The sequence below is a fragment of the Roseateles sp. genome, assembly GCF_039929605.1.
Lineage (GTDB): Bacteria > Pseudomonadota > Gammaproteobacteria > Burkholderiales > Burkholderiaceae_C > Pelomonas.
On sequence record NZ_JBDSQX010000019.1, the window covers coordinates 1 to 24567 of the forward strand.

Annotated in this window: 24 protein-coding genes and 1 pseudogene; 22 read left to right on the top strand and 3 right to left on the bottom strand. The window is 67.5% G+C overall.

Annotated features, from left to right (window positions below; translation table 11 throughout):
* The 5 genes and pseudogenes from ABIS05_RS02895 to ABIS05_RS02915 form a co-directional block, all read left to right on the top strand.
* Positions 1-306: pseudogene (locus tag ABIS05_RS02895) on the top strand (ABC transporter ATP-binding protein); the annotation flags it as partial.
* A 606-nt stretch (positions 307-912) separates the two neighbouring features.
* Complete coding sequence (locus ABIS05_RS02900) at positions 913-1626, top strand: ABC transporter ATP-binding protein (RefSeq protein ID WP_348011176.1); 714 nt, start codon at positions 913-915, stop codon at positions 1624-1626.
* Between the two features lie 26 nt (positions 1627-1652).
* Positions 1653-2849, top strand: a complete 1197-nt coding sequence (locus ABIS05_RS02905; RefSeq protein WP_348011177.1) for an ABC transporter substrate-binding protein — start codon at positions 1653-1655, stop codon at positions 2847-2849.
* Between the two features lie 133 nt (positions 2850-2982).
* On the top strand, positions 2983-3873 hold the full coding sequence (locus tag ABIS05_RS02910) for a branched-chain amino acid ABC transporter permease (protein ID WP_348011178.1): 891 nt from the start codon (positions 2983-2985) through the stop codon (positions 3871-3873).
* Positions 3874-3991: 118 nt separating this feature from the next.
* Positions 3992-4978 carry a branched-chain amino acid ABC transporter permease gene (locus ABIS05_RS02915; RefSeq protein ID WP_348011179.1) on the top strand — a complete coding sequence of 329 codons (987 nt, stop codon included), beginning with the start codon at positions 3992-3994 and terminating at the stop codon, positions 4976-4978.
* On the opposite strand, the gene ABIS05_RS02920 is transcribed toward ABIS05_RS02915, so the two are convergent.
* The gene (locus ABIS05_RS02920; protein ID WP_348011180.1) at positions 4917-5822 is read right to left on the bottom strand and encodes a DMT family transporter; all 906 of its coding nucleotides are present in this window, start codon (positions 5820-5822) and stop codon (positions 4917-4919) included. The genes ABIS05_RS02915 and ABIS05_RS02920 overlap by 62 nt on opposite strands.
* Before the next feature lie 101 nt (positions 5823-5923).
* Here ABIS05_RS02920 and ABIS05_RS02925 point away from each other — a divergent pair, with 101 nt between their 5' ends.
* The 12 genes from ABIS05_RS02925 to ABIS05_RS02980 all read left to right on the top strand — a co-directional run bounded on the left by ABIS05_RS02925 (position 5924) and on the right by ABIS05_RS02980 (position 17150).
* Positions 5924-6823, top strand: a complete 900-nt coding sequence (locus ABIS05_RS02925; RefSeq protein WP_348011181.1) for an AraC family transcriptional regulator — start codon at positions 5924-5926, stop codon at positions 6821-6823.
* Positions 6824-6899: 76 nt separating this feature from the next.
* Positions 6900-7034, top strand: a complete 135-nt coding sequence (locus ABIS05_RS02930) for a hypothetical protein (protein WP_348011182.1) — start codon at positions 6900-6902, stop codon at positions 7032-7034.
* A gap of 179 nt (positions 7035-7213) precedes the next feature.
* Positions 7214-12217: an alpha-2-macroglobulin gene (locus ABIS05_RS02935; protein WP_348011183.1), complete on the top strand. Its 5004-nt coding sequence runs from the start codon at positions 7214-7216 to the stop codon at positions 12215-12217.
* Complete coding sequence (locus tag ABIS05_RS02940) at positions 12214-13089, top strand: hypothetical protein (protein ID WP_348011184.1); 876 nt, start codon at positions 12214-12216, stop codon at positions 13087-13089. Before ABIS05_RS02935 ends, ABIS05_RS02940 begins: the two co-directional genes overlap by 4 nt.
* Before the next feature lie 111 nt (positions 13090-13200).
* Complete coding sequence (locus ABIS05_RS02945; RefSeq protein ID WP_348011185.1) at positions 13201-13443, top strand: DUF2281 domain-containing protein; 243 nt, start codon at positions 13201-13203, stop codon at positions 13441-13443.
* Between the two features lie 15 nt (positions 13444-13458).
* The gene (locus tag ABIS05_RS02950) at positions 13459-13896 is read left to right on the top strand and encodes a putative toxin-antitoxin system toxin component, PIN family (protein WP_348011186.1); all 438 of its coding nucleotides are present in this window, start codon (positions 13459-13461) and stop codon (positions 13894-13896) included.
* A gap of 59 nt (positions 13897-13955) precedes the next feature.
* Positions 13956-14129: a hypothetical protein gene (locus tag ABIS05_RS02955; protein ID WP_348011187.1), complete on the top strand. Its 174-nt coding sequence runs from the start codon at positions 13956-13958 to the stop codon at positions 14127-14129.
* 49 nt (positions 14130-14178) lie between these two features.
* Positions 14179-15063 carry a hypothetical protein gene (locus ABIS05_RS02960; protein WP_348011188.1) on the top strand — a complete coding sequence of 295 codons (885 nt, stop codon included), beginning with the start codon at positions 14179-14181 and terminating at the stop codon, positions 15061-15063.
* A 312-nt stretch (positions 15064-15375) separates the two neighbouring features.
* A complete protein-coding gene (locus ABIS05_RS02965) occupies positions 15376-15600 on the top strand; it encodes an AbrB/MazE/SpoVT family DNA-binding domain-containing protein (RefSeq protein ID WP_348011189.1) in 225 nt (74 codons plus the stop codon).
* A 15-nt stretch (positions 15601-15615) separates the two neighbouring features.
* The gene (locus ABIS05_RS02970) at positions 15616-16029 is read left to right on the top strand and encodes a type II toxin-antitoxin system VapC family toxin (protein ID WP_348011190.1); all 414 of its coding nucleotides are present in this window, start codon (positions 15616-15618) and stop codon (positions 16027-16029) included.
* A gap of 188 nt (positions 16030-16217) precedes the next feature.
* Entirely contained in the window at positions 16218-16631 is a 414-nt protein-coding gene (locus tag ABIS05_RS02975) for a DUF4259 domain-containing protein (protein WP_348011191.1), read from the top strand.
* 156 nt (positions 16632-16787) lie between these two features.
* The gene (locus ABIS05_RS02980) at positions 16788-17150 is read left to right on the top strand and encodes a DUF5329 domain-containing protein (RefSeq protein ID WP_348011192.1); all 363 of its coding nucleotides are present in this window, start codon (positions 16788-16790) and stop codon (positions 17148-17150) included.
* Between the two features lie 48 nt (positions 17151-17198).
* Here ABIS05_RS02980 and ABIS05_RS02985 read toward each other — a convergent pair whose 3' ends face one another.
* Positions 17199-17735 (bottom strand): PEP-CTERM sorting domain-containing protein, encoded by a 537-nt coding sequence (locus ABIS05_RS02985; protein WP_348011193.1) that lies wholly within the window; start codon positions 17733-17735, stop codon positions 17199-17201.
* Positions 17736-17757: 22 nt separating this feature from the next.
* Positions 17758-19314, bottom strand: a complete 1557-nt coding sequence (locus tag ABIS05_RS02990) for a DUF4331 domain-containing protein (RefSeq protein ID WP_348011194.1) — start codon at positions 19312-19314, stop codon at positions 17758-17760.
* Positions 19315-19531: 217 nt separating this feature from the next.
* Here ABIS05_RS02990 and ABIS05_RS02995 point away from each other — a divergent pair, with 217 nt between their 5' ends.
* From ABIS05_RS02995 to ABIS05_RS03015, 5 genes are all read left to right on the top strand, one after another.
* Positions 19532-19777, top strand: a complete 246-nt coding sequence (locus ABIS05_RS02995; protein WP_348011195.1) for a type II toxin-antitoxin system Phd/YefM family antitoxin — start codon at positions 19532-19534, stop codon at positions 19775-19777.
* Complete coding sequence (locus ABIS05_RS03000) at positions 19774-20160, top strand: type II toxin-antitoxin system VapC family toxin (RefSeq protein WP_348011196.1); 387 nt, start codon at positions 19774-19776, stop codon at positions 20158-20160. The genes ABIS05_RS02995 and ABIS05_RS03000 overlap by 4 nt, the downstream gene beginning before the upstream one ends.
* Positions 20157-22523, top strand: coding sequence for a penicillin-binding protein 1C (pbpC, locus tag ABIS05_RS03005; protein WP_348011197.1), 2367 nt, complete (start codon positions 20157-20159; stop codon positions 22521-22523). Before ABIS05_RS03000 ends, pbpC begins: the two co-directional genes overlap by 4 nt.
* 57 nt (positions 22524-22580) lie before the next feature.
* Positions 22581-23177, top strand: coding sequence for a hypothetical protein (locus ABIS05_RS03010; protein ID WP_348011198.1), 597 nt, complete (start codon positions 22581-22583; stop codon positions 23175-23177).
* Positions 23178-23262: 85 nt separating this feature from the next.
* A complete protein-coding gene (locus tag ABIS05_RS03015) occupies positions 23263-24540 on the top strand; it encodes a response regulator (RefSeq protein ID WP_348011199.1) in 1278 nt (425 codons plus the stop codon).
* The last annotated feature ends 27 nt before the right edge of the window (positions 24541-24567 follow it).

Here is a 24567-nt window from a genome sequence, read left to right on the forward strand (position 1 = left end):
GCGCTGGAGATCGCCACGACGATGGCGATGGAGCCGCAGCTGATGCTGCTGGACGAGCCGACGCAAGGCATGGGGCATGAGGACGTGGACCGCGTGACGGCATTGATCAAGCGCGTGGCGGAGGGCCGGACCGTGCTGATGGTGGAGCACAACATGAAGGTCGTGGCGAGCATCGCGGACCGGATCACGGTGTTGGCCCGTGGGGCTGTTTTGGCTGAGGGGGATTACGCGACGGTGTCGAAGCATCCGGCGGTGTTGGAGGCTTATATGGGCACGGATGCGGCTGAGTTGGTGGGGGCGCATTGATGACGCTTTCGCTCGCTGCTGTTGGTTGCTTTGCGAAGAGTGCGTCTGCTCGCTGCATTGCCGGGAGTCCCGCCCGGCGGCGGGGTAACTTTCTTCTGCGGGGCCAGAAGAAAGTCACCAAAGAAGAGGCCCTGAATCCGCACACCAGCGGGTCAAAGGGCTTGGCACTGGATCGCACCGCGAAGCGACCCGCTTCGCTCTCGCTGCTGTCCTTGTCACCAGCACCACTCATCGCGCCGCTAGCCCTCTTAAGGCGCGGCTGCACGCCGTGCTCACGAGAAACGCCGAAGACAGCGTCGCTCGGGCGACGCGGCATTTGCATTCCTGGTAAGCCCGGCGTGCAGCCGGCGTTAAGCGGCATGAAGGGGCGATGGATGCTGCTCTCCATAAGGACAGCAGCGAGAGCGCAGCGGGTCGCGTCTTCCCGCAATGACAGTGCACGTTTTCGCGCGCCGCCCGTGGCGTCGCCGCGGTCGTGTGCGGTTCAGAGCCTCTTCTTTGGTGACTTTCTTCTGGCTCCGCAGAAGAAAGTTACCCGCCCGCCGGGGCGGACTCCCGGCACGACACTCGGCACAAACCAAACGCAACGAGCAAGCTGACAGAGCCATGGCCACTCCAGCACTCGAAATCACCAACCTCAACGCCTGGTACGGCGAAAGCCACATCCTGCATGGCATCAACCTCAGCGTGCAGCCCGGCCAGGTCATCACCCTGCTCGGCCGCAACGGCGCCGGCCGCACCACCACGCTGCGCGCCATCCTCGGCCTGACCGGCGCAAGAAAAGGCTCCATCAAGATCCACGGCGACGAGACGATCAGCCTCTCCACGCACCGCATCGCGCAACTCGGCATCGGCTACTGCCCCGAAGAGCGCGGCATCTTCGCGTCGCTCACAGCAGAAGAAAACCTGCGCCTGCCCCCGCCGCTCAAATCCAAGCGCGGCAAGGTCATGAGCGAGGCAGACATCTACGCCATGTTCCCCAACCTCGCCGAGCGCAAGCACAGCCCCGGCACACGGCTGTCCGGCGGCGAGCAGCAGATGCTGGCCGTGGCGCGCATCCTGCGCACGGGCGCCGACATCCTGCTGCTGGACGAAATCTCCGAAGGCCTCGCGCCCGTCATCGTCCAGGCCCTGGCCCGCATGATCCGCACGCTCAAGAGCCAGGGTTTCACCATCGTCATGGTGGAGCAGAACTTCCGCTTCGCCGCGCCGCTGGCCGACCATTTCATCGTCATCGAGCACGGCGAAGTCGTGCTGTCTTTCCCCGCAACAGACCTACCGGCCCACCAGGCGCGGATGGACGAGCTGCTCAGCGTCTAACCCAACAACCCACTGGAGACAAAACCATGAAGAAGACCCTCATCGCTACCGCCCTCGCCACCTGCGGTCTCGCAGCCAGCGCGCAAATATCGGGCGACGTCATCAAGATCGGTTTTCTGACCGACATGTCCAGCGTCTATGCCGACATCGACGGCGCCGGCGGCGTGGAGGCCATCAAGATGGCCATCGCCGACATGAAAGGCATGACGGCCGGCAAGAAGATCGAGTTCATCTTTGCCGACCATCAGAACAAGGCCGACGTCGCCTCGGCCAAGGCGCGTGAATGGATAGACACGCAGGGCCTGGACCTGCTGATCGGCGGCACCAACTCCGGCACCAACCTGGCCATGGCCACGGTCGCAGCGGAGAAGAAGAAGCCCTTCATCTCCATCGGCGCCGGCAGCTCCGCGCTGACGAACGCGGCCTGCACGCCCTACACCATCCACTACGCCTACGACACCGTGGCGCTGGCCAACGGCACCGGCGGGGCGGTGACCAAGGCGGGCGGCAAGAGCTGGTATTTCCTGACGGCCGACTACGCCTTCGGCGCCGCGCTGCAGGCCGACACCACGGCCGTCGTGCAGAAGAACGGCGGCACGGTCAAAGGCAGCATCAAGCACCCGCTGAACGCGAACGACTTCTCCAGCTTCCTGCTGCAGGCGCAGAGCTCGGGTGCGCAGATCCTGGGCCTGGCCAATGCCGGCGGCGACACCATCAACGCCATCAAGGCGGCCAACGAGTTCGGCATCACCAAGGGCATGAAGCTCGCGGGCCTGCTGATGTTCATCAACGACGTGCACTCGCTGGGCCTGAAGACCACCGAGGGCATGTACCTGACCGACTCCTGGTACTGGAACCAGAGCCCCGAGGCACGCGCCTGGAGCCGCCGCTTCTTCGACAAAATGAAGCGCATGCCGTCGTCGCTGCAGGCGGCGGACTACTCGGCCGTGATGCACTACCTGAAGGCCGTCGAAGCCGGCAAGACCGACGACGGCGACAAGGTCGTCGCCAAGATGAAGGAGATGCCGATCAACGACTTCTACACCAAGGGCACCATCCGCAAGGAAGACGGCCGCGGCATCCACGACATGTTCCTGATGCAGGTGAAGACGGTGAAGGAATCGACCGAGCCGTGGGACTACTACAAGGTCGTGACCCGCATCCCTGGCGAAGAAGCGTTCACGAAGCTCGCCGACAGCAAGTGCCCTCTGGTGAAGAAGTAATGTCGGTTGTGCTTTCGGGCCGTGCGCCGGGCCGCCCCAAGCCGGCCCACTCAAGCCGCATGACGGGCGCTCCCCGACATGCGGCTTGGCCCCCTCGGGGGGCGGATCAGGTACACCTGAGCCGGGGGCACACATGACTGCTGAGTTTTTCGGTATTCCTCTGCCGGCCCTCTTGGGCCAGCTGCTGCTCGGCCTGGTCAACGGCTCGTTCTACGCGATGCTGTCCCTGGGCCTGGCGGTCATCTTCGGCATGCTCAACATCATCAACTTCGCCCACGGGGCGCTGTACATGATGGGGGCCTTCTTCGCCTGGATGGGGCTGGAATACCTGGGCCTGAACTACTGGCTGATGCTCGGTCTGGCGCCGCTCGCCGTCGGCCTGATCGGCATCGTCATCGAACGCACGATGCTGCAGTGGCTCTACAAGCTGGACCACCTCTACGGCCTGCTGCTGACCTTCGGCATCACCCTCGTCATCGAGGGCGTGTTCCGCTCGTTCTATGGCGTATCGGGCCAGCCTTATCAAGTGCCGGACGCGCTGCAGGGCGCCACCAACCTCGGCTTCATGATCCTGCCCAACTACCGGGCCTGGGTGGTGGTCGCGTCGCTGGTGGTCTGCTTCGCCGTCTGGGCGCTGATCGAGAAGACCTCGCTCGGTGCCAAGCTGCGCGCCGGCACCGAGAACCCCAAGCTCGTGCAGGCCTTCGGCATCAATGTGCCGCTGATGGTGACGCTGACCTACGCCGGCGGCGTGGCGCTGGCGGCGTTTGCCGGCGTGCTCGCCGCGCCCATCCTGCAGGTGTCGGCGCTGATGGGCAGCAATCTCATCATCGTGGTGTTCGCCGTGGTCGTCATCGGTGGCATGGGCTCCATCCTCGGCTCCATCCTGACCGGCCTCGGCCTGGGCATCGTCGAGGGGCTGACCAAGGTGTTCTATCCCGAGGCCTCCAACACGGTGGTGTTCGTCGTCATGGTCCTCGTGTTGTTGGTGCGTCCCGCCGGCCTGTTCGGAAAAGAGAAATGAACTCAGCACAGCCACAGAGACACAGAGGCACAGAGAGACGGCGCCTCATCGCGACCCATCCCGCTGTCTCTGTGTCTCTGTGCCTCTGTGGCTGTGTTATTCGGTCCTAGCGCAAACCATGCCTTCTTCACGCACCACTGTCCTCGGCTACGCCGCCCTCTTCGTCGGCATCGCGCTGCTGCCCACGTTGGGCGTCTACCCCGTCTTCGTCATGAAGGTGCTTTGCTACGCGCTGTTCGCGTGCGCCTTCAACCTGTTGATCGGCTTCACCGGCCTGCTGTCCTTCGGCCACGCGGCCTTCCTGGGCACGGCGGCCTACGTCACGGGCCACGCGCTCAAGGTCTGGGGCCTGCCCACGCCGGTGGGGCTGCTGGTCGGCATGGCCGGCGCGGCCAGCGTGGGCCTGCTCTTCGGCCTGTTGGCCATCCGCCGCTCGGGCATCTACTTCTCGATGATCACGCTGGCGCTCGCGCAGATGCTGTATTTCTTCTTCCTGCAGACGCCGTTCACGGGCGGGGAGGACGGCCTGCAGTCCGTGCCGCGCGGCCACTTCCTGGGGCTGGATCTAGAGAGCGACATCACGCTGTTCTACGTCGTGCTCGGCATCTTCATCGCCGCTTTCTGTCTGATCTACCGCGTCGTCCACTCGCCCTTCGGCCAGGTGCTGACGTCCATCCGCGAGAACGAGGCGCGTGCGACGTCCTTGGGCTACGACACCGCCCGCTTCAAGCTGCTGGCCTTCGTGCTGTCCGCCGCGCTGGCCGGGCTGGCGGGCGCCACCAAGACGCTGGTGCTCGGCTTCGCGACGCTAAGCGATGCGATCTGGACCACCTCGGGCCTCGTCATCCTGATGACGCTGGTGGGCGGCATGGGCACGCTCGTCGGCCCGATGGTCGGCGCGCTGGTCATCATTGCGCTGGAGAACAAGATCGGCGACTTCGGTAGCTGGCTGGGCGAGCTGACCGGCGTGGCCTGGTTCAACAGCCTGGGCGAATCGGTCAGCCTCGTCACCGGGCTGATCTTCATCGTCTGCGTGCTCGCCTTCAGGCGCGGGCTGGTGGGTGAGGCGATGGCGCTGTTCGAGAAACGGAAGGCTTCTTCCTGAAGACGAGCACGTTGCCGGCCATCACCAGCACCAAGCCGGCCAGCGCCGGTGCCGTCCACACATAGCCCTCCGCCCAGGCCGATACGTTCAGCGCGACGACCGGGAAAAGCACCGTGCTGTAGGCCGCGCGCTCGGGGCCGAGGCGACCCACCAGCGTCAGGTAGGCGGTGAAGCCGATCACCGAGCCGGGAATCGCCAGGTAGAGCAGCGCGCCGACGTAGCGCGGGCTGGTGTCGAACGCAAAAGGCACGCCGGCTACCAACGCGTAGCCCAGCAGGATGGCCGTGCCGACCGCCATGCCCCAGGCGTTGGTCTGCACCGGCTTCAGCCCTTCCTTCTGCAGCGCGGCCGACAGCAGGTTGCCAGTAGAGAAGCACAGCGTGCCGCCCAACGCCCAGGCCAGGCCGGCCGCCGTCGCGTGCCCGCGGCTGATCTCGGGCCAGAACAGCAGCACCAGACCGGCCAGCCCCAACGCGCCGCCACCCATCACCTGCGGCGCGATGACGCGGCCGTGCACGATGCGCGCTAGCAGCGCATTCCACAGCGCCGCGCTGGAGAACACGACGGCCACCAGGCCACTGGCCACCGTCTGGCTCGCGTTCAGGAAGCAGACGAAATTCAGGCAGAACAGGCACAGCCCCTGCGCCAGCACCCAGCCCAGCGCCTTGCCGCGCGGCACGACGAGTTGGCGCCGCCAGATGAGCCAGGCGAACAGCAGCAGCGCCGCCAGGCCGAAGCGGTAGGCGATGGACAGCGCGATGGGCACGGAGCCCAGCTGCCACTTCAGGGCGATCCATGTCGTGCCCCAGATGAGCACGACCAATACGTAGAGAACAGCATTCATGCCGCCATCGTGGCGCCGCAGCCGGCGGCGCGATTGCACATTCCTGCGCATCGTCGACCCCGTCACGGCGCGCAAAACCGCATCGGCCCTAGCATCGCGGCATGCTTGATCTGACCGCCGGTTCGACGGCCCACCAGCCCGTCTTCGACGTGCTGGGCCGCTCCCAAGCGCGCCGTGAGCGCGAGGTGGCGCTGGCGGATGGCCTGAGCCTGGTGCAGTGGCGCAACGATGGCGGCCGCATGGACTACCAACGGCCCGGGCACCACACCTTGTCGGTTTACCTGCAGGGCGGGCGCCACACTCACTTGATCGAAACGCCGCGCGAGACCGGTCAACCCGGCTGCCACTGCGTGCTGCCGGCCGAACACGAATCACACTGGAACGTGGCCGGGCCGCTGCGCTTCGTGCACCTCTATTTGTCGGCCGACGCCTGGGCAGACCGCATCGTCCGCCTGCTGGATGCCGAACCCCGCGCTATCACGTTGGAGCAGCGCATCTTTGGCGAGGACGACACGCTGGCCGCCTGGGCGCAGAGCGTGGCCGTTCGGGACTGGCAGGACCCGGCCGAGCGCCTGCGCATCGACGCGCTGAGCCAGGCCGCGCTGGACCACCTCGTGCTGCAGGCCGCCCAACCTCGGCAGCGCCAGCGGGCGGAGCGCAACAGCGGCGGTCTGTCGAGCGCCGCGCGGCGCCGCGTGCTGGAATTCGTGGACGCCCATCTGGACAGCGCCGACCTCAGCCTGCCGCGCCTCGCCACCCAGGCCCACCTGTCGGAATTCCACTTCGCGCGCATGTTCCGCGTCTCCATGGGCTGCACGGTGCACGCCTGGGTGGCCGCCCGCCGGCTGGACCGCGCCCGGGCGCTGCTGTGCGAGACGGCACTGCCGCTGGCCGACGTGGCCGCCGCCTGCGGCTACGCCGGCGCGAGTCACCTCAACCGGCACGTCAGGGCCGCCACCGGCGCGACGCCGGGCCAGTTCCGAAGCGCCTTGCGCGCGTGACTGCTGACAACACGGCGTCACCATTCACTTTGAGTTAGGGGGCGCGTCGGCCGGCGATGTCGCTCACTATCTCGCCATGGTCACGTCAGCCCGCTTCAAGTTCACCGCCACGCTGCTCGTGTCGGTGCTGGGCTTCGTGCTGGCGCTGATCGTGCTGCCGGCCAGTGGCCTGCTCGACGAGCCGCTGGTCATGCTGGCGCCGCAGCGCTGATCACGTCCGCCGCCCTGGGGAATTTCTCCCCCCGCTGACACCGTTTTCCGTCCCTACACTGCGCCCCGACTCCAGGGAGACTCGGGATGGCATCCAGGCTTGTTCAAGGCGCAATTGCGGCCGTCGTCGTGGCAGGGGCGGCAGCTGCCGGCTGGTGGGCCACTCACCGTGCGCCGGCCATGCCCAGCAGCGCCGAGATCGGCGCCGAGGAAGCGGCGTTTGCGTTCAGCGAGTGCAAGGCGCGGCTGCTGGACGGCTCGCCGGCCATCGCCGTCATGTTCACGCAGGCGCTGGACCGCCGGCAGGACTTCAGCGCGCTGCTGACGGCTGCCGAGGGCACGCCCGGCGCCAAGGCCGACCCCAACGACCCCAGCAGCAAGGCCACGCCGGCCGACCCCGCCAGCTTCAAGCCGCTGGCCGCCCGCTGGGTGCTGGGCGACAACCCGCGCGTGCTCTACCTGCCGTTCGCCACGCCGGACCGCGCCTACCGCATCGCGATGAAGGCCGAACTGGCCTCGCACAGCGGCAACAAGCTCGCCACCGCGCAAACCTGCGAAGCCGCCAGCGAGGCGATGCCGCCGAGCTTCTACTTCGCCAGCAAGGGCCTCGTGCTGCCGGCCGGGCAGAACGGCGGCCTGCCGGTCGTCAGCATCAACACGGCCGAGGTGGACGTGCAGTTCCTGCGCGTGAAGCCCGAATCCCTGCCCGCCTTCCTGGAACAGGTGGGCGGCCGGCGCGAGCGTGGCAACGCGAGCGCCAACAATGAGGACGGCGAGTACTACGACGGCGGTTATGGCGGCTACGGCGACAACCAGCGCCGCCTGAAAGGCACCGTCAACGGCTGGGTGCTGGACGAACTGCGCGCCATGAGCGACAGCGTCTACATCACCCGCTTCAAGACCGACGAGCGCCCCAACCGCCGCAACGTCAGCTTCCTGCCGGTTGAGAAGATCAAGGCGCTGCAGGAGCCCGGCATCTACATCGCCGTGATGAGCCAGCCCGGCCGCTTCGGCTGGGACTACCAGGTCACGCACTACTACGTCACCGACATCGGCCTGCACCTGCGCCGCCACGCCGCGCAGCTGGACGTGTTCGCCACGTCGCTGAAAAGCGGCAAGGCGCAGAGCGGCATCGAGCTCAGCCTCGTCGACGAAGCCGGCAAGGCGCTGGCCCAGGCGCAGACGGATGGCGACGGCCATGCCGTGTTCACCGGCAGCAGTGACAAGGCCCGCGCCGTGCTGGCGAAGAAGGGCAACAACGAGATGTCCATCCTGTCGCTGCGCGATGCGGCGCTGGACCTGTCGGAGTTCGACGCCACCGGCCACCCGTCGCGCAGCAACAAGGTCTTCGTGTATGCGGGCCGTGACCTCTACCGGCCGGGCGAGAGCTTCACGGTGTCGGTGCTGTCACGCGACGCCGATGGCCGCCTGCCAGCCAAGCTCATCCCGCTGACGCTGACCGTCAAGAAGCCCGACGGCAGCAAACTCGTCGAGCAGCTCGTACAGCCAAGCAAGGCAGGCCAGGGCTATTTCCAGCAGGCCATCACGCTGCCCGCAGACGCGCCCACCGGCGGCTGGACGATCCAAGCCCGCGTCGACCCCGCCGCCAAGCAGCCGGATGCGCAATGGGCCTTCAAGGTGGAGGAGTTCCTGCCCGAGCGCATGAAGCTCACGCTGACTGCGCCCGACGCGGCGCTGACGGGCGAGGTGAGCCTGCCCGTGCAGGTGCAGGGCGACTACCTCTACGGCGCGCCCGCCGCCGGCAACCGGCTGCAGGCCACCGTGTCCACCGAGCGCCTGGCCAACCCGCTGGGCCAGAAGCTGCCCGGCTACCTGTTCGGCGACTTTGCCGACGACAAGGCCCGCACACGCACCGACGTGCCCGAGCAGGAGCTGGACGCCGAAGGCAAGGCCGAGGTGGCCCTGACGGCCAAGCTTGAAGAACGCCACTCGCCCATGCGCGTGCGCGGCGCCTTCAGCCTGCTGGAGAGCGGCGGCCGGCCGGTGGTGCGCAGCATCGAGCGCACCTGGTGGCCTGCGCCCGCGCTGGTGGGCGTGCGCCCGCTGTTCGACCGCAACGTGGCGCCCGAGGGCGGCCTCGCCGGCTTCGAGGTGGTGCGTGTGGACGCCACCGGTGCCTTCAAGCCGGCCAAGGATCTGAAGCTCACGCTCACCTACGAGGAGCGCCAGTGGTATTGGCGTTATGACGACGGCCGCGGCTGGAACTCCGGCTTCAACACGACGGACGAACTCGTCGAGGCGCGTTCGCTGAAGCTGGCCGCCAAGACCACCGTGAACCTGCCGGTGAAGTGGGGCCGCTACCGCCTGGAGATCGAAGACCCGGAAACGAAGCAGACGCTGCGCTACGGCTTCTACGCCGGCTACGGCGCGCAGGACGCCGACGACATGGGCAACCGCCCCGACCGCGTGCAACTGCAGCTCAAGGGCTCGCCCTTCAAGCCGGGCGATACGGCCAAGCTCACCATCAAGCCGCCGCATGACGGCGAGGCCATCGTGACTGTAGAAGGCGACAAGGTGCTGTGGAGCAAGCGCGTCGGCGTGAAGGCCTCGGGCACCGAGCTGGACATCCCCGTGGATGCCGCCTGGGCGCGCAACGACCTCTACGTCACGGTGGCCGCCTTCCGCCCCGGCAGCGAGGGCGACCGCGTGACCCCGGCCCGCGCGCTGGGCCTGGTGCACCTGCCGCTCAACCGCGAGGACCGCAAGCTGAAAGTAGCGCTGGAGGCACCGGCCAAGACGGTGCCGTCCACCGCCCTGCCCATCAAGGTCAAGGTGCAGCAACTCGCGGGCAAGCAGGCCATCGTCACCGTCTCGGCAGTGGACGTGGGCATCCTGAACATCACCAATTTCAAGACGCCCGACCCGGCCGACTTCTTCTTCGGCAAGCACCGCTACGGCGCCGACATCCTCGACCTCTACGGCCGCCTCATCGAGAAGATGGACGGCAACGTCGCCCAGCAGCGCTTCGGTGGCGACGCCGGCAAGCGCGACACGCAATCCATGCCGCGCAAGGTGCTGCTGGTGGACCTGTTCAGCGGCCCCGTGGTGCTGGACGCCAAGGGCGAGGCGACGATCCAGGTGAAGCTGCCGGACTTCAACGGCACGCTGCGGCTGATGGCCGTCGTGAGCAGCGCCGACAGCTATGGCTCGACGCAGGCGGACACCGTCGTCGCCGCGCCGCTGGTGGCCGAGCTGTCCATGCCGCGCTTCATCGCGCCGGGCGACAAGGCGACCATCGCGCTGGACGTGACCAACCTCAGCGGTTCGCCGCAGGAGGTGCGCGTGGCGCTGAGCGCAACCGGGCCGGTGCGCATCACCGGCGACGCGACCTCGATCAAGCTGGCCGACAAGCAGCGCCAGATCCTGCGCTTCCAGGCCGAGGCACTGGATGCCTACGGCCTGGCGCCAATCAAGCTGACCGTCAGCGCGGGCACGCTCAGCCTCGTGCGTGAGGCGGCGCTGCAGGTCCAGCCCGTCACGCCGCTGACGCGCGAGAGCCGCCGCATTCGCCTCGATGCCGGCAGCACGCAGGTCATCGACAAGGCGCTGCTCGACGCCTACTGGGCCGGCTCGGCCACGTTGGGCCTGAGCGTCTCCAACACGCCGCCCATCGACATCAAGGAGCAGGTCAAGGGCCTGCTGATGTACCCGTATGGCTGCCTGGAGCAGACGACCTCCAGCGCCTACCCGCTCGTCTTCATCGACGACGAGGCCGCCAAGCGCTGGGGCCTCACACCCGTGCCCCGCGAGGAACGCGCCAAACGTCTGGAAAGCGCCTTCGCCCGCCTGGCCGGCATGCAGCAGGCGCGCGGCGGCTATGGCCTGTGGGCGGCCAGCAACCCGTATGAAGGCTGGCTGAGCGCCTACGTCACCGGCTTCCTGCAGGACGCGCGCGACGCCGGCTTTGCGGTGCCGGAAGGGCAGCTCAAGAAGTCGCTCGAGAACCTGACCGAGCAGTTCCAGCGCAGCCCCGGCCAGCAGACCACGCCGCCCAAGGAGCCGCGCCGCACTCCCAACGGCGCGATTGCCGACTACCGCGACGCGGAGCTGCTGCGCATCGCCCACCAGCGCTTCGCCGAGGCCGCGCACGCCGGCTACATCCTGGGCCGCGAGCAGAAGGCGCCTCTGGCCACGCTGCGCACGCTGCACGACCAATACCGCGCCAACGCGCTGTCGCCGCTGCCGCTGGTGCACCTGTCGCTGGCGCTCAAGGCCATGGGCGACGAGGCCCGCGCCAAGGTCGCGCTGGACGACGCGATGACGCGCACTTACGGCTACCAGCCCGACGACGCCGGCAACTACTGGTGGGGCCAGTGGCTGGGCGACTACGGCTCGCGCGTCCGCGACCGGGCGCTGGCCTATGCGCTGCTGTTGCGCCACAAGGTGCCGCACGACAAGCGCGAGAACCTGCTGTTCGACCTGGCCGACGATTTCAGCAAGCGCAACTACTACTCCACGCAGGAGCGCCTGGCCCTCTTCCTCGCCGTGCAGGCCGCCACCAACGGCGCGGGCAAGGACGACGGCTGGAAGACCACGCTGGGCGTGGGCGCGAAGAGCGATGACTGGGCGGGCAGCGGCACGGGCCAGCAAAGTTTCGAGATTGGGCAGCTGCGCTCAGGCCTGACGCTGAAGAACGACGGCGAAAAACCGCTGTACCTGGACGTGACGGCCCAGGGCTACCCCGTCAAGCCGCTGGCACCGAGCAGCGATCGCATCTCGGTGGAGCGAGCGATGTTCACGACCGCCGGCAAGCCGGTGGCCACGTCACGCGGCTTCACCACCGGCGAGATGTTCATCGTCCGCCTGCGCGTGAAGGCCGCCCAAGCCATCAAGGACGGCCTGGTGGTGGACCGCATCCCGGCCGGCTTCGAGATCGAGAACCTGAATTTGAGCCAGGGCCCGCAAGCCGGCGAGTTCACGGTGGAGGGCGTCAACGTGGCGCAGGCGAATGCCAACGAGCGCATCGTCCACACCGAGTACCGAGACGACCGCTTTGTGGCTGCGGCGCGGCTGGGGCAGCCGCTGGACCTGTTCTACCTCGTGCGCGCGGTGACGCCGGGCAAATACGTCGTGCCGGCGACGTTTGCGGAGGATATGTATCGGCCGGAGATTCGGGGGGTGGGGAAGGCGGAGGGGGAGATCGTTGTGGTGGACAAGAAATGAGCTTCATACCCTTGAAGCTCCGGCTGATCGCGCTCGGCGTCCTCGCTGGGACCAGCGTTGCACGAGCCGCCATCGACTGCACTCCCGACCTGCGCCTGGAAGTAGACAAACTGCCACCTCAGCGCATCGTCGTTATTGGCGAGCAAACCCACGGCACCCAGCAGGCGCCGGCGCTGCTGGCCGGCCTGCTCTGCGGTTTTGCCCGCGCAGGCCAGCCCGTCATCTTGGCTTGGGAGGCCTCGCGCGATGGCCAGCCTGCCCTCAATGCCTTTCTCGACTCAGCAGGCACGACCGCAGACAAGGAACGCCTGACCGAGGCTGCATTGCGAGACCCCTCGGGCAGAACCAGCTTGGCCATGCTTGACATGCTGGATCACGCGCGTCGCCTGCGCCAAGCTGGCGCACGCGTGGGCGTGGCCATGGTGGACAACGCCGAAAGTGATGTGCTGGAGCCGCTCTACGCTAACGAAGACAAATACGCGCTGTGGTCCCAGGAGCGTCGCCAGGCCCTGATGGCCCAAGCAGTGCTTGCGCGGCAACGGCAGTACCCGGAGCACCGCCTGCTGTTCTTCACTTCGCATGCCGGCCGCACAGGTGGTGAATTGGGTGTGGGCTACGAGTCCGCAACACTGCTGTTGTCCCGCCTGACGCCGGTTCACGTGATTGACCTGATCGACGAGGGCGGCGAAGCCTGGTCCTGTCGCGGCCGGACCCTCCCTGAAGCGGTTTGCAAGGCCTACCCGTCGCGTGGCCGCACTCGCAAGGATGCTGACCAGACCTTGAATCTTGGTCCCGTGACAGCCTCACCGCCGGCATCCCGTAACCCGCTGCCGATCTATGTTCCGGCGCCCGAAAGGCCGAGTCGCGAGTGAAGGCGGGTAGGGCGGGTCGCGACCCGCCATCTGCGGCCCTTGAACCACATTGAATTCGGCCTTGCACACTTACCATCTGCACGCCGGGGCCATGGCCCCAAGGAGTGATCCATGACGGCAATCGAAGCCCAACTGATCGAGCGGCTGAAGAAGCTGCCACCCAACCGCGTGGCTGAGGTGGTGGACTTCGTCGACTTCCTGACCGCCCGCGAAGAGCGCGCCGCCGCTGCGCAGCGACTGACTGGGGGCCTCGCGAAGCTGGACGCCTTCCAGCTGCCCCCGCTGCCCGAGGACGAGATCGAAGCCGAGATTCAGGCGACGCGCGCAGAACGCCGCAGCCCGCAGGGCGCCTGATCAACGCCCGGCATCGTGCGCCTCGTGCTGGACACGAATCTGCTCGTTTCGGGCGTCATCGCCAGCGGCTTGCCCAAGCGGTTGCTCCAAGGTGCCTTGTCCAGCGAGTTCGAGATCTGCACCAGCGAAGTCTTGCTAAGCGAACTGCTGGACGTGCTCCAGCGGCCCAAGTTCGCGTCGCGGCTGAGCCAGGCCGGGCTCACGGTCCAAAGCGTTGTTGAGGACCTGCGCCGGATCGCCGTCATCGTCACACCCGCGCAAACCCCTCGCGTCGTGCCCACCGACCCCGACGACGACCACGTCGTTGCCGCCGCCTTGGCCGGCAACGCCGACCTGATTGCCTCGGGCGACCAGCGCGACCTGCTTCCGATGGGGAGCTATCAGGGCATTCCCATCGTCAATGCGCGGGAGGCGGTGGCGCGGTTGGAGGCAGGACGTCGTGCCAGCGAATAGCGGACCGCATCCCGGTCGGCTTCGAGATCGAGAACCTCATCATCAGCCCGGGGCAGCCGTTGGAGCTGTTCTATCTCGTGCGCGCGATGACGCCGGGCAAGCACGTCGAGCCGGCGACGTTTGCCGAAGATATACATCGGGTGGAGATTCTGGGGTTGGCAAAGCTGATGCGTAAATCACAGCGGTGGACAAAATATGGCAACAATGAAAATAAAAATTTTCGGTTGCGTTAAATCCACCGTGATTTATTCGTTCTAACTATTTTTGAGATACGGAGTTGATATGTTTGGCTGGGGTATTGGGTTTGTTGCAGTAGGAGTTCTATCGTTTGTATTGCCGATGCTGGGTCGCCAATTAATTTTAGTGACGTTGCTTGGTCTTACGGGATTTGGATCAGCGGTTGCCGGGCTAGTGTTAATCGTTCTTGGCTTTGCCTTGCTATTTATTGCGTCGCAAAGAGGAAGCAATAAGTCACCGCAAAGCGTGGGGTACGCCAAATCACAAAGCGCTTCTCGCGTGAGCGACGATGCTTCAGGAGCAGACACTACAAAGCAAGTGCAACATGAAGGAATAACTGCTAACGAAAACTCAAGAGATGAGTGGTTTATCCAACAGACAGAGGCTCTGCTCGCTCCGTTGGCGCAGGTGGTGGATGTTAAGCTCACGGCTTTGGAGATATTTAAATCCACCAAGAAGGAGCTGGCGGCACTCAAAGACGTTGACATGTATTCAAAGTGTGTCGGCGATCGAATTGTCTCGATTCCTTCCGACATGCTTTTGAAGAGACTCGCTGCGGGCCTAACTAGAGAAGATATTCGCAACTACTGGAATCAGCCGCCGCTGATGCAAAGAATTCAGTCTAAATCCCAAGACTTCTCGATCTTTATCGCAATTAAGAATGCCGAAATAGCGAGATTGGATGTTATTGAGGTAATTCGCAATCGGCGAAAAACCAGATTGTGGCTCGGAGATCCAGACACATGGGATCCATCAATGCCCGTAAACAAAGGCTTTTCCGACGAGGATGCCGACATCTATCCTGAGTTTACAATGCGAGTGGGAATATGGGCTAGCAATGTCGCACCCAGCGAGCAAACCATACTACCCTCAAAGTATTCATCATTCAACGCAATGGTGCGCCACCTTATTCGAAACGGCATAGTATAAATATATTAGATAAACGCAGGGATGCGGGGTCCGCAAGGATGCGAACAGGGATGCGGGGATCGCGGGAATTCGGGGGGCCAGGTCTCAACTATTAAGTCCAGCCCCCTCATGCGACTGCGGGAAGTCAAACCGCCTCTCCATGGGAACTTCAGCACCCGCGCTGCGTCACCCCTGCCAAGGGTTCCACACGGCCCGGGGTCAAGCCACACGGCCGGGGTCAGGTCTCAACTTTTAAGTCCAGCACCCCGTTGAATTCCCGCTTGCAGTAGCACCCGCATTTCCTAACGACTCCACCATTCGAAAGGAATTGCCATGCCCGACGCCACCCTCAATGCCAAGGGCCAGACTACCATCCCCAAGGAAATCCGCGAGCGCCTGGGCCTGGAAGCCGGCGACAAGTTGACCTTCACCACCCTCAGCGACGGCACCGTCGTCATGCGCGCCAAGACCGGGCGCCTGCTCGACCTGGCCGGAAGCCTGACGCGCCCCGGACAGCCCACAGTGAGCCTGGACGAGATGAAGCCGTTTCGCAGCTGACGCGGGAACGAGTCCTTGAGCATCGCCATCGACACCGACGTCCTCGTGCGCCTGCTGGTGCGCGACGACGAGGCGCAGTTCCAGACGGCAAAGCGTCTGGTCGAGCAAGCTGAAGCCGCTGGCGAGCCCTTGTTGATCATGCTCACCGCGCTGCTGGAAACCGAATGGGTGCTGCGCAGCCGCTACCGCCTCGACAAGGCTGCTATCGCCGCCACGTTCGCACGGCTGCTGGAAACCGACGGCGTCGTGCTTGAGCATGAGCCGACGGCCGAGGAAGCGCTCTACATCTGGAACCAGCACCCCAGCGCCGATTTCGCGGACTGTCTGCACAACGCGCGGGCAGCGCAACTCGGGCGAACTCGCTTCGTGACCTTCGATGCCGGCGCAGCGAACCTGCCGCGTGGCGAACTGCTCGGCGCCCCCGCCTGACCATGCCGAACCGGTGAACGACTGCGCCACGGAGCCCGGCTGGTGAGCTGCGCACAAGAAGAACGTCCAGGTACTCCGGACGCGGACGCACTACGAACCAGTGCAGGCGAAGCTGCGGCGACGCCACAAGTCAAACCACGCCGCTCCATTCGCCGCAACAATCCCCCTTTTAACGGGAGAACACAACGATGGGTGCCTGGTCTCACCAACCTTTCGGTAACGACACCGCGAGCGATTGGGCCGATGTGCTGATGGACGCGACCAATCTGTCCTATGTCGAAGCCTCGCTCGACCGCGTGCTGGACGCCGAAGGCAGCTACCTGGAAGCCCCCGACGCCGAGGAAGGTATCGCCGCCGTGGCCGTGCTGGCCCAGTTGCTGGGCCGCAGCAAGCCCATCGAGGACGGGCCTGAGGGCCTGAACGCCTGGATCTCGGGCATCGGCGTGCGCCCGTCTGCTGCGCTGCTGGACAAGGCGCGCCGCGTGGCCGAGCGCGTGGTGGCCGAAGACTCTGAGCTGGCCGAGCTGTGGGACGACAGCGAGGACGCCGCCGAGTGGCGCGCGTCGGTGGCCGCCTTGCTGCTCGCATTGAAGACGAGCTGAGGCGCCTGGGCAAGACCGGCGCGGCGGCGCGCCCCGTGTGGCGTGTCTGCTCGAAGGAGGCCATCGCCGACGACGCCAGCTCGCGGCTGACCTGCAGTTCAAGCAGGCCGTGACGCGCCATGCGGCTGACTGCAGCACTGCGCATAGCATCAAGCCATGCGCGCCCTGCTCCTGCTCACCCTGGCATCACTCGCCACCGCCGCCCCGCTGCCGCCAGCGGCGCGTGCGGAGGTCGACACGCTGCTGACGCGCCTGCAGACCTCCGGCTGCGAGTTCAATCGCAACGGCAGCTGGTACAGCGGCGCAGACGCCAAGGCGCATCTGCTGAAGAAGCTGGGCGTCCTCGAAGGCAAGGACATGGTGAAGACCGCCGAGCAGTTCATCGAACGCGGCGCGACCGGCAGCAGCATGAGTGGCAAGCCCTACCTCGTGCGCTGCGCGGGCAAGGCGCCGGTGGAGAGCGCGACGTGGCTCAAGGGCGAACTGCAGCAGGCGCGCGCCGGGTCCGCCCCGCGTTGAGCGAATAGGGGCGGCCTCAGCCGCCCGTCCGAGCCCCCGACCCGCAGGTCAGCGGCGGCGCCGTGTCGCCGCGAGCAGCAGCAACCCGGCACCGGCGAGCACGAAGCTGCCCGGCTCCGGCACCGTCGCGATGTTGTCGAGCGCAAAGCCGCCCGTGCCCGAGAAGCTGACGGACGTCAGCTGCGCCCAGGCGCCGTCGAACGACAGGCTGCTGGTGCCCGTCAGGTCGAAGCTGCGCGAGGCTACTTGCACGTCGCCCAGCATCCCCGCCACGAGCAGCGTGCCGGGGCCGAAGCCGAGGTCATACGGCGCCACGTCGAGAGACTTCAGCCCAAACGAAGCGCCGCTGGCCAGGCTGAACATGAAGGGCGTCGCGTCGAAGCCGCCGACCAGCGCGCCGTCGATGGGCAAAAAACTCGCCGCCGGGCCGCTGACGATGAACTCGCCTTCCGCGTAGGTGGCCACCCCGGTGTCGTTGTCGATGTCGATGACACCGGGGTTGTCGAAGTTGACGAGGCCGGCATGGGCCGCCCCGCCGCTGCAGAGCGCGGCCGCGAGGGCCACGGCGCTGAGGATTCGATTCATGGCTGTGCTCCTGGAGAGAGGTTCAGTTCGCGCCCGGCTTGGGCGTGTTGAGGTAGGGGAAGCCCGGCAGCAGCGGCACGACGGCCTGGTCGACGGCGTCGTGCAGTTCCAGCGACGTGGCGCCCAGCGGCACCGAAGCGCGCGTGCAGGCCGCACCAAAGAGCGCGCCGCCGTTGTTCAGCCAGCACAGGCCGCCCATGACGGCCGCGAGCGACACGTCGACCACGTCATCCTTGGGCCGGCGGCCGTTGGGGAAGCCGGCAAAGTCGGGCGGGCTGTCGCCGTCACGCAGCGTGCCGACGATGCCGAGGCGGTTCTGCATCGCGAACGGGCGCGCGGGAATGGCGGTGTTCAGGCGCAGCATCTCCGAGCCCACCACGTTGGCCGGCTGGTTCACGCCGGGGATGCCGGTCAGGAAGGTGGTGACGAGGTCGGCGCGCGGCAGGTTCTTGGGCGCGGCATCGCCCAGGGCCAGCACGGTGGACAGCAGCGCCGGCAGCGTCGGGTTCGTCACGTAGTTGATGAACTGCCCGTCGCCCATCGGCACGGAGGCGTTGAACTTGTCCTTGTCGGGCAGGCCGATGACGACCTCGTTGACCAGCGGGTGGCCCAGCCGCGAGACCTGCACCCAGGCGCCGCCACCGCGCACGGCCGTGTCATAGCCACTGGGCGGCGCGGCGTTGACGAGTTGGCTCTGGCGCACGCTGGCCGTCGTCCAGGCGCCTATGACGGGCTCAGCCCCCTGCGTGAGGCAGCTCTTGTGCACCTCCAGCGCCAGCGACGTGACATTCTTGTCCTGGATGGAATTGGCCGCCGCCGCGTTGATGAGGCTGCGGTTGGTGATGACGCTGACCGGCGCGTTCACCAGGTCGAAGATGGCGCCCAGGTTGACCGCGAAGGCCTCTTGGCGCTGGCCGACGAACACCTTGGCTGGCATGGCGCAACCCGGCAGGCTGACGCTGTAGATGTGTTGCGCCGCGTAGGCCGGGTAGTCGGCAATCGTCTTGGTGCCGATGTTGTCGACCGGCTTGTCGAACAGCATGCCGCCCATCGGGTTGGCCACCGGCGTGGCCGTGCCCGTGCGGCGGTCGCCGCGCACGAGGGTGAGGCTGAACTTCTCGTTGACGTTGAGCGTGGCCGCATTGGGCGCACTGACGGTGCCGGCCTGCGTCAGCGGAATCGGCACCATCTGGTTGCCGATGGGCAGCGCGATGCTCTTGAGGGTGTTGGTGAACTTGAACTGGAAGGTCAGGTCTTCCTTGGCGTCGCCGTTGTTGTCGACGTGGATCTCGTAGATCGCGTTCGGGTCCAGCTTGAAGTAGTTGGGGCCGCCGTAGGCATCCTGCAGCGGCAGGTAGTTGGCGATCAGCGTCACGTAGCCGGCCCGGCCACCCGTGCCATTGGCGGCCACGCCTTCGTAGCTGCTGAACATGTAGAAGTCCGTGCCGTCCACGCGCGGCATGCCGCCGATGGACGGGGCCTCGCGGTGGCTGGAGGCGTGGGCGGGCAGGGTGGCCAGGCTGACGAGCACGCTGGCGGTGATGAGCGCAACGGTGGGCGCGCGGGAGGGAAGTTTCATGGGGGCTCCTGTTCGTGGTGGACCGCAAACAGTTGGAAACAACCAGCGCTGCGGCTCATGGCTTACGCAGCGCGCGCCGGCTGGATGCAGGCTTTCAGGCGATTCGAGGGTTCAGCCTGGGTTCAAGCTAGGGGGCTCGCCCCATTGAGCACGCCAGTCTTGACAAGCATTACTCCCACGAGCCAAATTAGCCAGAATTAGCCAACCACCAGAAGCCATGAACGCCGTCAACATGCTCGAAGCCAAGTCGAGCCTTTCTCGCCTGGTGGACGCCGTGGAAAGCGGCGCCGTGCCGGAGATCGTCATCGCACGCAATGGCAAGCCTGCGGCGAGGCTGGTGGCCATGTCTGCCCGGCTGTCGCCGGCGCGCGTGGGCGTCGCCAAAGGCTTGATCGAGGTGCCCGACGACATCGACGCGCACAACGGCGACGTGGCCCGGCTGTTCGGCGTGCACAGCGCATGAACCTGCTGCTGGACACGCACATCGCGCTTTGGGCCATCGCGGACAGCCCGCGGCTGCCGGCCCGGGCGCGAGAGCTCATCCTGGCGCCCGGCAACGCGGTCTGGGTCAGCGCGGCATCGGTGTGGGAGATTGCGATCAAGCATTCCCTCGGCCGCGGCGACATGCCGGTGTCGAGCGCGCAGGCCCTGTCGTACTTCGAGCAATCCGGCTTTCATCTGCTCGCCGTCTCCGGTGAGCACGCAGCCGCCGTGGAGGCCCTGCCCGCTCACCACGCCGACCCCTTCGACCGCATGCTGGCCGCGCAGGCTTTGACCGAGCCTCTGCGACTGCTGACGCATGACGCGACGCTCGCCCGCTACAGCGACACCGTCATCCTCGTGTGAGCGCACCAAGACTTCGCCACATCGAATGGACGGTCGCTGCACTGTTGCTCGCAGTCCTCGCCCTCGACCTCGCCTTCCCCCTCCCCCAGCCCACCGCCGACTCGCCGACGCTCACCGTCCTCGCCGCCGACGGCACGCCGCTGCGCAGCTGGGCCAGCGACGACGGCGCGCAACGCAAGCCGACGACGCCCGAGGCCGTGTCGCCGCGCTACCTGGAGGCGCTGCTGCACTACGAGGACCGCTGGTTCCACTGGCACCCGGGCGTCAACCCCGTGGCCTTGGCGCGCGCGGCCTGGCAGTGGGCGCGGCATGGCCGCATCGTGTCGGGCGGGTCCACGTTGACGATGCAGGTCGCCCGTCTGGTGGACGACAAAGCGACGGGAAGAAGCATCCCGGCCAAGCTGCGCCAGATCGCCCGCGCGCTGCAGCTGGAGCTGCATCTGAGCAAGCACGAGATCCTGTCGCTCTACCTGAACCTCGCACCGATGGGCGGCCCGCTGGAGGGCGTGGAGACGGCCAGCCGCGCCTACCTGGGCAAGAGCGCGGCCGAGCTGTCGCAGGCCGAGGCCGCGCTGCTCGTCGCGCTGCCGCAGTCGCCCACGCGGCTGCGCCCCGACCGCGCCGTGGCGGCGGCCCAGGCCGCGCGCGACAAGGTGCTCACGCGCATGCAGACGCTGGGCGTGTGGAGCGCGGCGGACGTGGCCGACGCCAAGCTGGAGCGCGTCTTCGCGCCGCCGCTGCGCGCCCGCTGGCTGGCGCCACTGGCCGCCGAGCGGCTGCGCCAGCAGGTCCGCCGCGCCGGCCGCAGCGAAGCCGTCATCCAGACCACGCTCGACGCCGGCCTGCAAGCCCGCCTGGAGCAACTGCTGGCCGACCGCCTCAACAGCCTGCCCGAGCATGTCTCCATGGCCGCCCTCGTCGTCGACAACCGCACGCTAGAGGTGCGAGGCTATGTGGGCTCGGCGGACTTCACCGACACGCGGCGCGGCGCGCATATGGACATGGTGCGCGCCCATCGCTCGCCCGGCTCCACGCTCAAGCCCTTCCTCTATGGCATGGCGCTGGACGAAGGCCTCATCCACTCCGAGAGCCTGCTCATCGACGCGCCGCAGAACTTCGGCGGCTACGCGCCGGGCAACTTCCAGACGGACTTTTCCGGCCCGGTCAGCGTCAGCGAGGCATTGCAGCGCTCGCTCAACGTGCCCGCCGTCGACCTGCTGGAGCGCCTGGGCGCCGAGCGCTTTGCCGGCCGGCTGCGCAACGCCGGCCAGCGCCTGCGCATGCCGGCCAACGCGGCACCCAACCTCAGCCTCATCCTCGGCGGCGGCAGCACGTCGCTGGAGGAGCTGGTGGGTGCCTACACGGCGCTGGCCCGTGGCGGCGTCTCCGGCAAACCGCGCCTGACGCCCGCCGACCCCACTCAGGAAACCCGGCTGATGAGCGAAGGCGCCGCCTTCATCGTGCGCGAGATCCTCGAGAACGGTGGCCGGCCAGGCAGCCCCTTCCGTGAAGGCACCCAGCGCGTGGCGTGGAAGACGGGCACCAGCTTCGGCTTCCGCGACGCCTGGGCGCTGGGCGTGACGGACCGCTACACCTTCGGCGTCTGGGTGGGCCGGCCCGACGGCACGCCCAACCCCGGCCACTTCGGCGCCAACACCTCGGCCCCGCTGCTGCGCGACATCGCCGCCGCCCTCGGCCCCGCCGAGTCCCGCCAACAGCTCGGGCCACGCCACCAACCGGCCAGCGTGAGCACCGTCGCCATCTGCTGGCCGCTCGGCACGGCCGCAGCCGCCACGCCACCCGGGCACTGCCTGCAACGCCGCACCGCCTGGGCGCTGGACGGCGCCGTGCCGCCCACGCTGCCCGACCGGCTGCAGCCCACCAGCCTCGTGCAGGCGGTGTGGACTCAAGGCCAGCAGCGCGTGCGCCCCGACTGCGCACCCGACGCCGCACGAACCGAGGCCGTGCGCTGGCCCACGCTGCTCGGCCCCTTTCTCGACGCCGCCCAGCTCGACCCCACCGAGCGCCTGCCCTGGGCGCCCGGCTGCGCGCCGCGTGCGCTCAGCGCCCAGGCGCTGCGCATCGTCGGCCTGGAGCCCGGCACCGTGCTGCGCCCCACGCCGGGCCAGGCCGCCGTGACGCTGCGCCTGCAGGCCATCGGCGCCCAGCAAGGTGTGAGCTGGCTGCTAGACGGCACGCTCGCCGGCAGCAGCGACACCGCCGGCACCGTGCAGACGCTGACGCTGCGCCAGCCCGGCCCGCATGCACTGACGGCGCTGGACGGCCGCGGCCGCTGGGCGCGTGTGGGCTTTGAGCTGCAGCCAGGCCAGACGCCGCCGCCGCGGCACGCCGCTTTGCCCTAAGCTGCCAACCCGGCGCATCGCCCAAGCCCGCGCCAGCAAAACAAAACAGGGAGAACCATGCGCCTCGCCACCTTCATCGTTGTCGCCCCGCTGCTGTCGCTGGGCCTGCTCGGCCCCTGCGCCGCTGCCGACGAAGTCGCCGCGCCGCCCGCCGCCGCAGCCTCCGAGGCCGCCAAGCCGGCCCCGACGCTGCACAGCCGCATCTACCAACTGCAGCACCGCCTGATACCGGGCTGGGTGCACAAGAGCTCCGGCGCCTTCTACACGGCCCTGGTGGTCGGCGACCTGACGCGGCTGCGCGCAGTGGCCGGCGAACTCGTCTCGCCCGAGTACGCCGCCGGCATCAAGGTCACGCCCTACCCCGATCTGGAAGGCGTGCTCATCGAGTACCCCAAGCCGCTAACGCCGCCGCTGTGCTACTTCGCCTTCGTGCGCGCCAACGCCAAGAGCAGCAGCGGTTACGACATCTACACCTATGAGAAGACGGTGAGCCTGCCGGGCATGGAGGCCGTCTACGGCGTCGTCGGCACCTGGTCAGCCGACGGCAATCAGCACAGCAACATGGGCGGGCGCGAATACAAGGACGCCGAGTCCTTCGTCCGCGACCTCAAGCTCGACAAGCAACCGAGCAAAACTGCCGAGAAGCCGGCCTGACGAAAGCAAGTCCGGCCACCCTTCGCTAAGCTGCCATGCTCCACCCCGAAGATGTGGCATCCGCTGTCCGCGCTGTGCTTTTGATATGAATGAGCTGTTGATCTGGATCCTCGCCGCCACGCTCGTGGTGGGCATCGTCTTGCTGGTGTGGCTGGGCCGTCGGCGCCAGCAGCGTGCGCGCGACCATGCGGCCCGCCGTGAATCCCACCGCGTGGCGCTGGAGCAGGCCGAGCACGTCGCACGCGCCCAGCGCCTGACGGCCGAGCGAGAGCACGCCAACGCCGAGCCCGTTCCGCTTGCCGGCGCCATCGAGGCCGTCCGCCTGGCCGAGCAGGCCCGCGGCAACGCCGACGCAGGCCGTGAAGGCGCCGACATCTCCCGCCGCATCGCCGAAGGCGAGGCCGCCCGCATCGCCCGGGACCAAGCCCAGCACGACGCCGCCGAACAGGCCGCCCAGGAAGCCGAACGGGCCGAACTGGTGGCGCAGCAAGCCCGCGAACAGGCCGAACGGGACACGGCGGCGGCCGCCGAAGCCGCCGCAGTTGCAGCCGCTGCCGCCGCGCGCCAAACCGAGGAAGCGCAGGCCGCTCGCGCCGCCGCTGAAGCGCGCGCCCGCGAGGACGCCGAGCGACTGGCCCGCGAAACTGCGGAGCGCGTCGAACGGGACGCCGCCGAGGCCGCTGCTGAAGCGGCCGCCCGCCAGGCCGCCGAGGCCGAAGCCGCCCGCCTCGCCACCGAAGCGCGCGAGCAGCAGCAACGCGAACAACAAGCCCGTGAACAGGCCGAGCGGGAGCAAGCCGAGCGCGAAGCCGCGCTAGCCCTGGAAGCCGCACGGCTAGCCGAAGAAGCCCGCGAGCGCGCCGAACAAGAGGCCGCCGCTGCGGCCGCACGTCAGGCTGCTGAGGCTGAGGCTCAAGCGCAGGCCGAGGCCGCCCGCGCCGCCGCCGCCACGGCCGCCACAGCAGCCACCCGCGAACTGCGCGCCGACGAAACACTGGTACTGGTCGCCGACGACTCCAAGATCGTGCGCGTCAAGCTCAGCCGCCTTCTGGCCTCGCAGGGCTACCGCGCGACGCTGGCAGAGAGCGGCGAGCAGGCGCTGGAGCTGATGGCCGCCGAGCGCCCGCACCTGCTCATCACCGACGTCGAGATGCCCGGCATCGACGGCTTCGAGCTGACCCGCGTGGTGCGCGCCGCAGCCGTCACGGCCGAGCTGCCCGTCGTCATGATCACGTCCTCCGACGACAAGCAGGAGCAGGCCCGCGCGGCCGGCGTCACCAAGCTGCTCGGCAAGCCCTACTCCGAGGAAGCGCTGATCGCCGCCATCGAGGCTGCGCGGCTGGCCGTGCGCGTGCCGGCCTGAGCCTCACGGCTGAGCCTGCCGTCACGG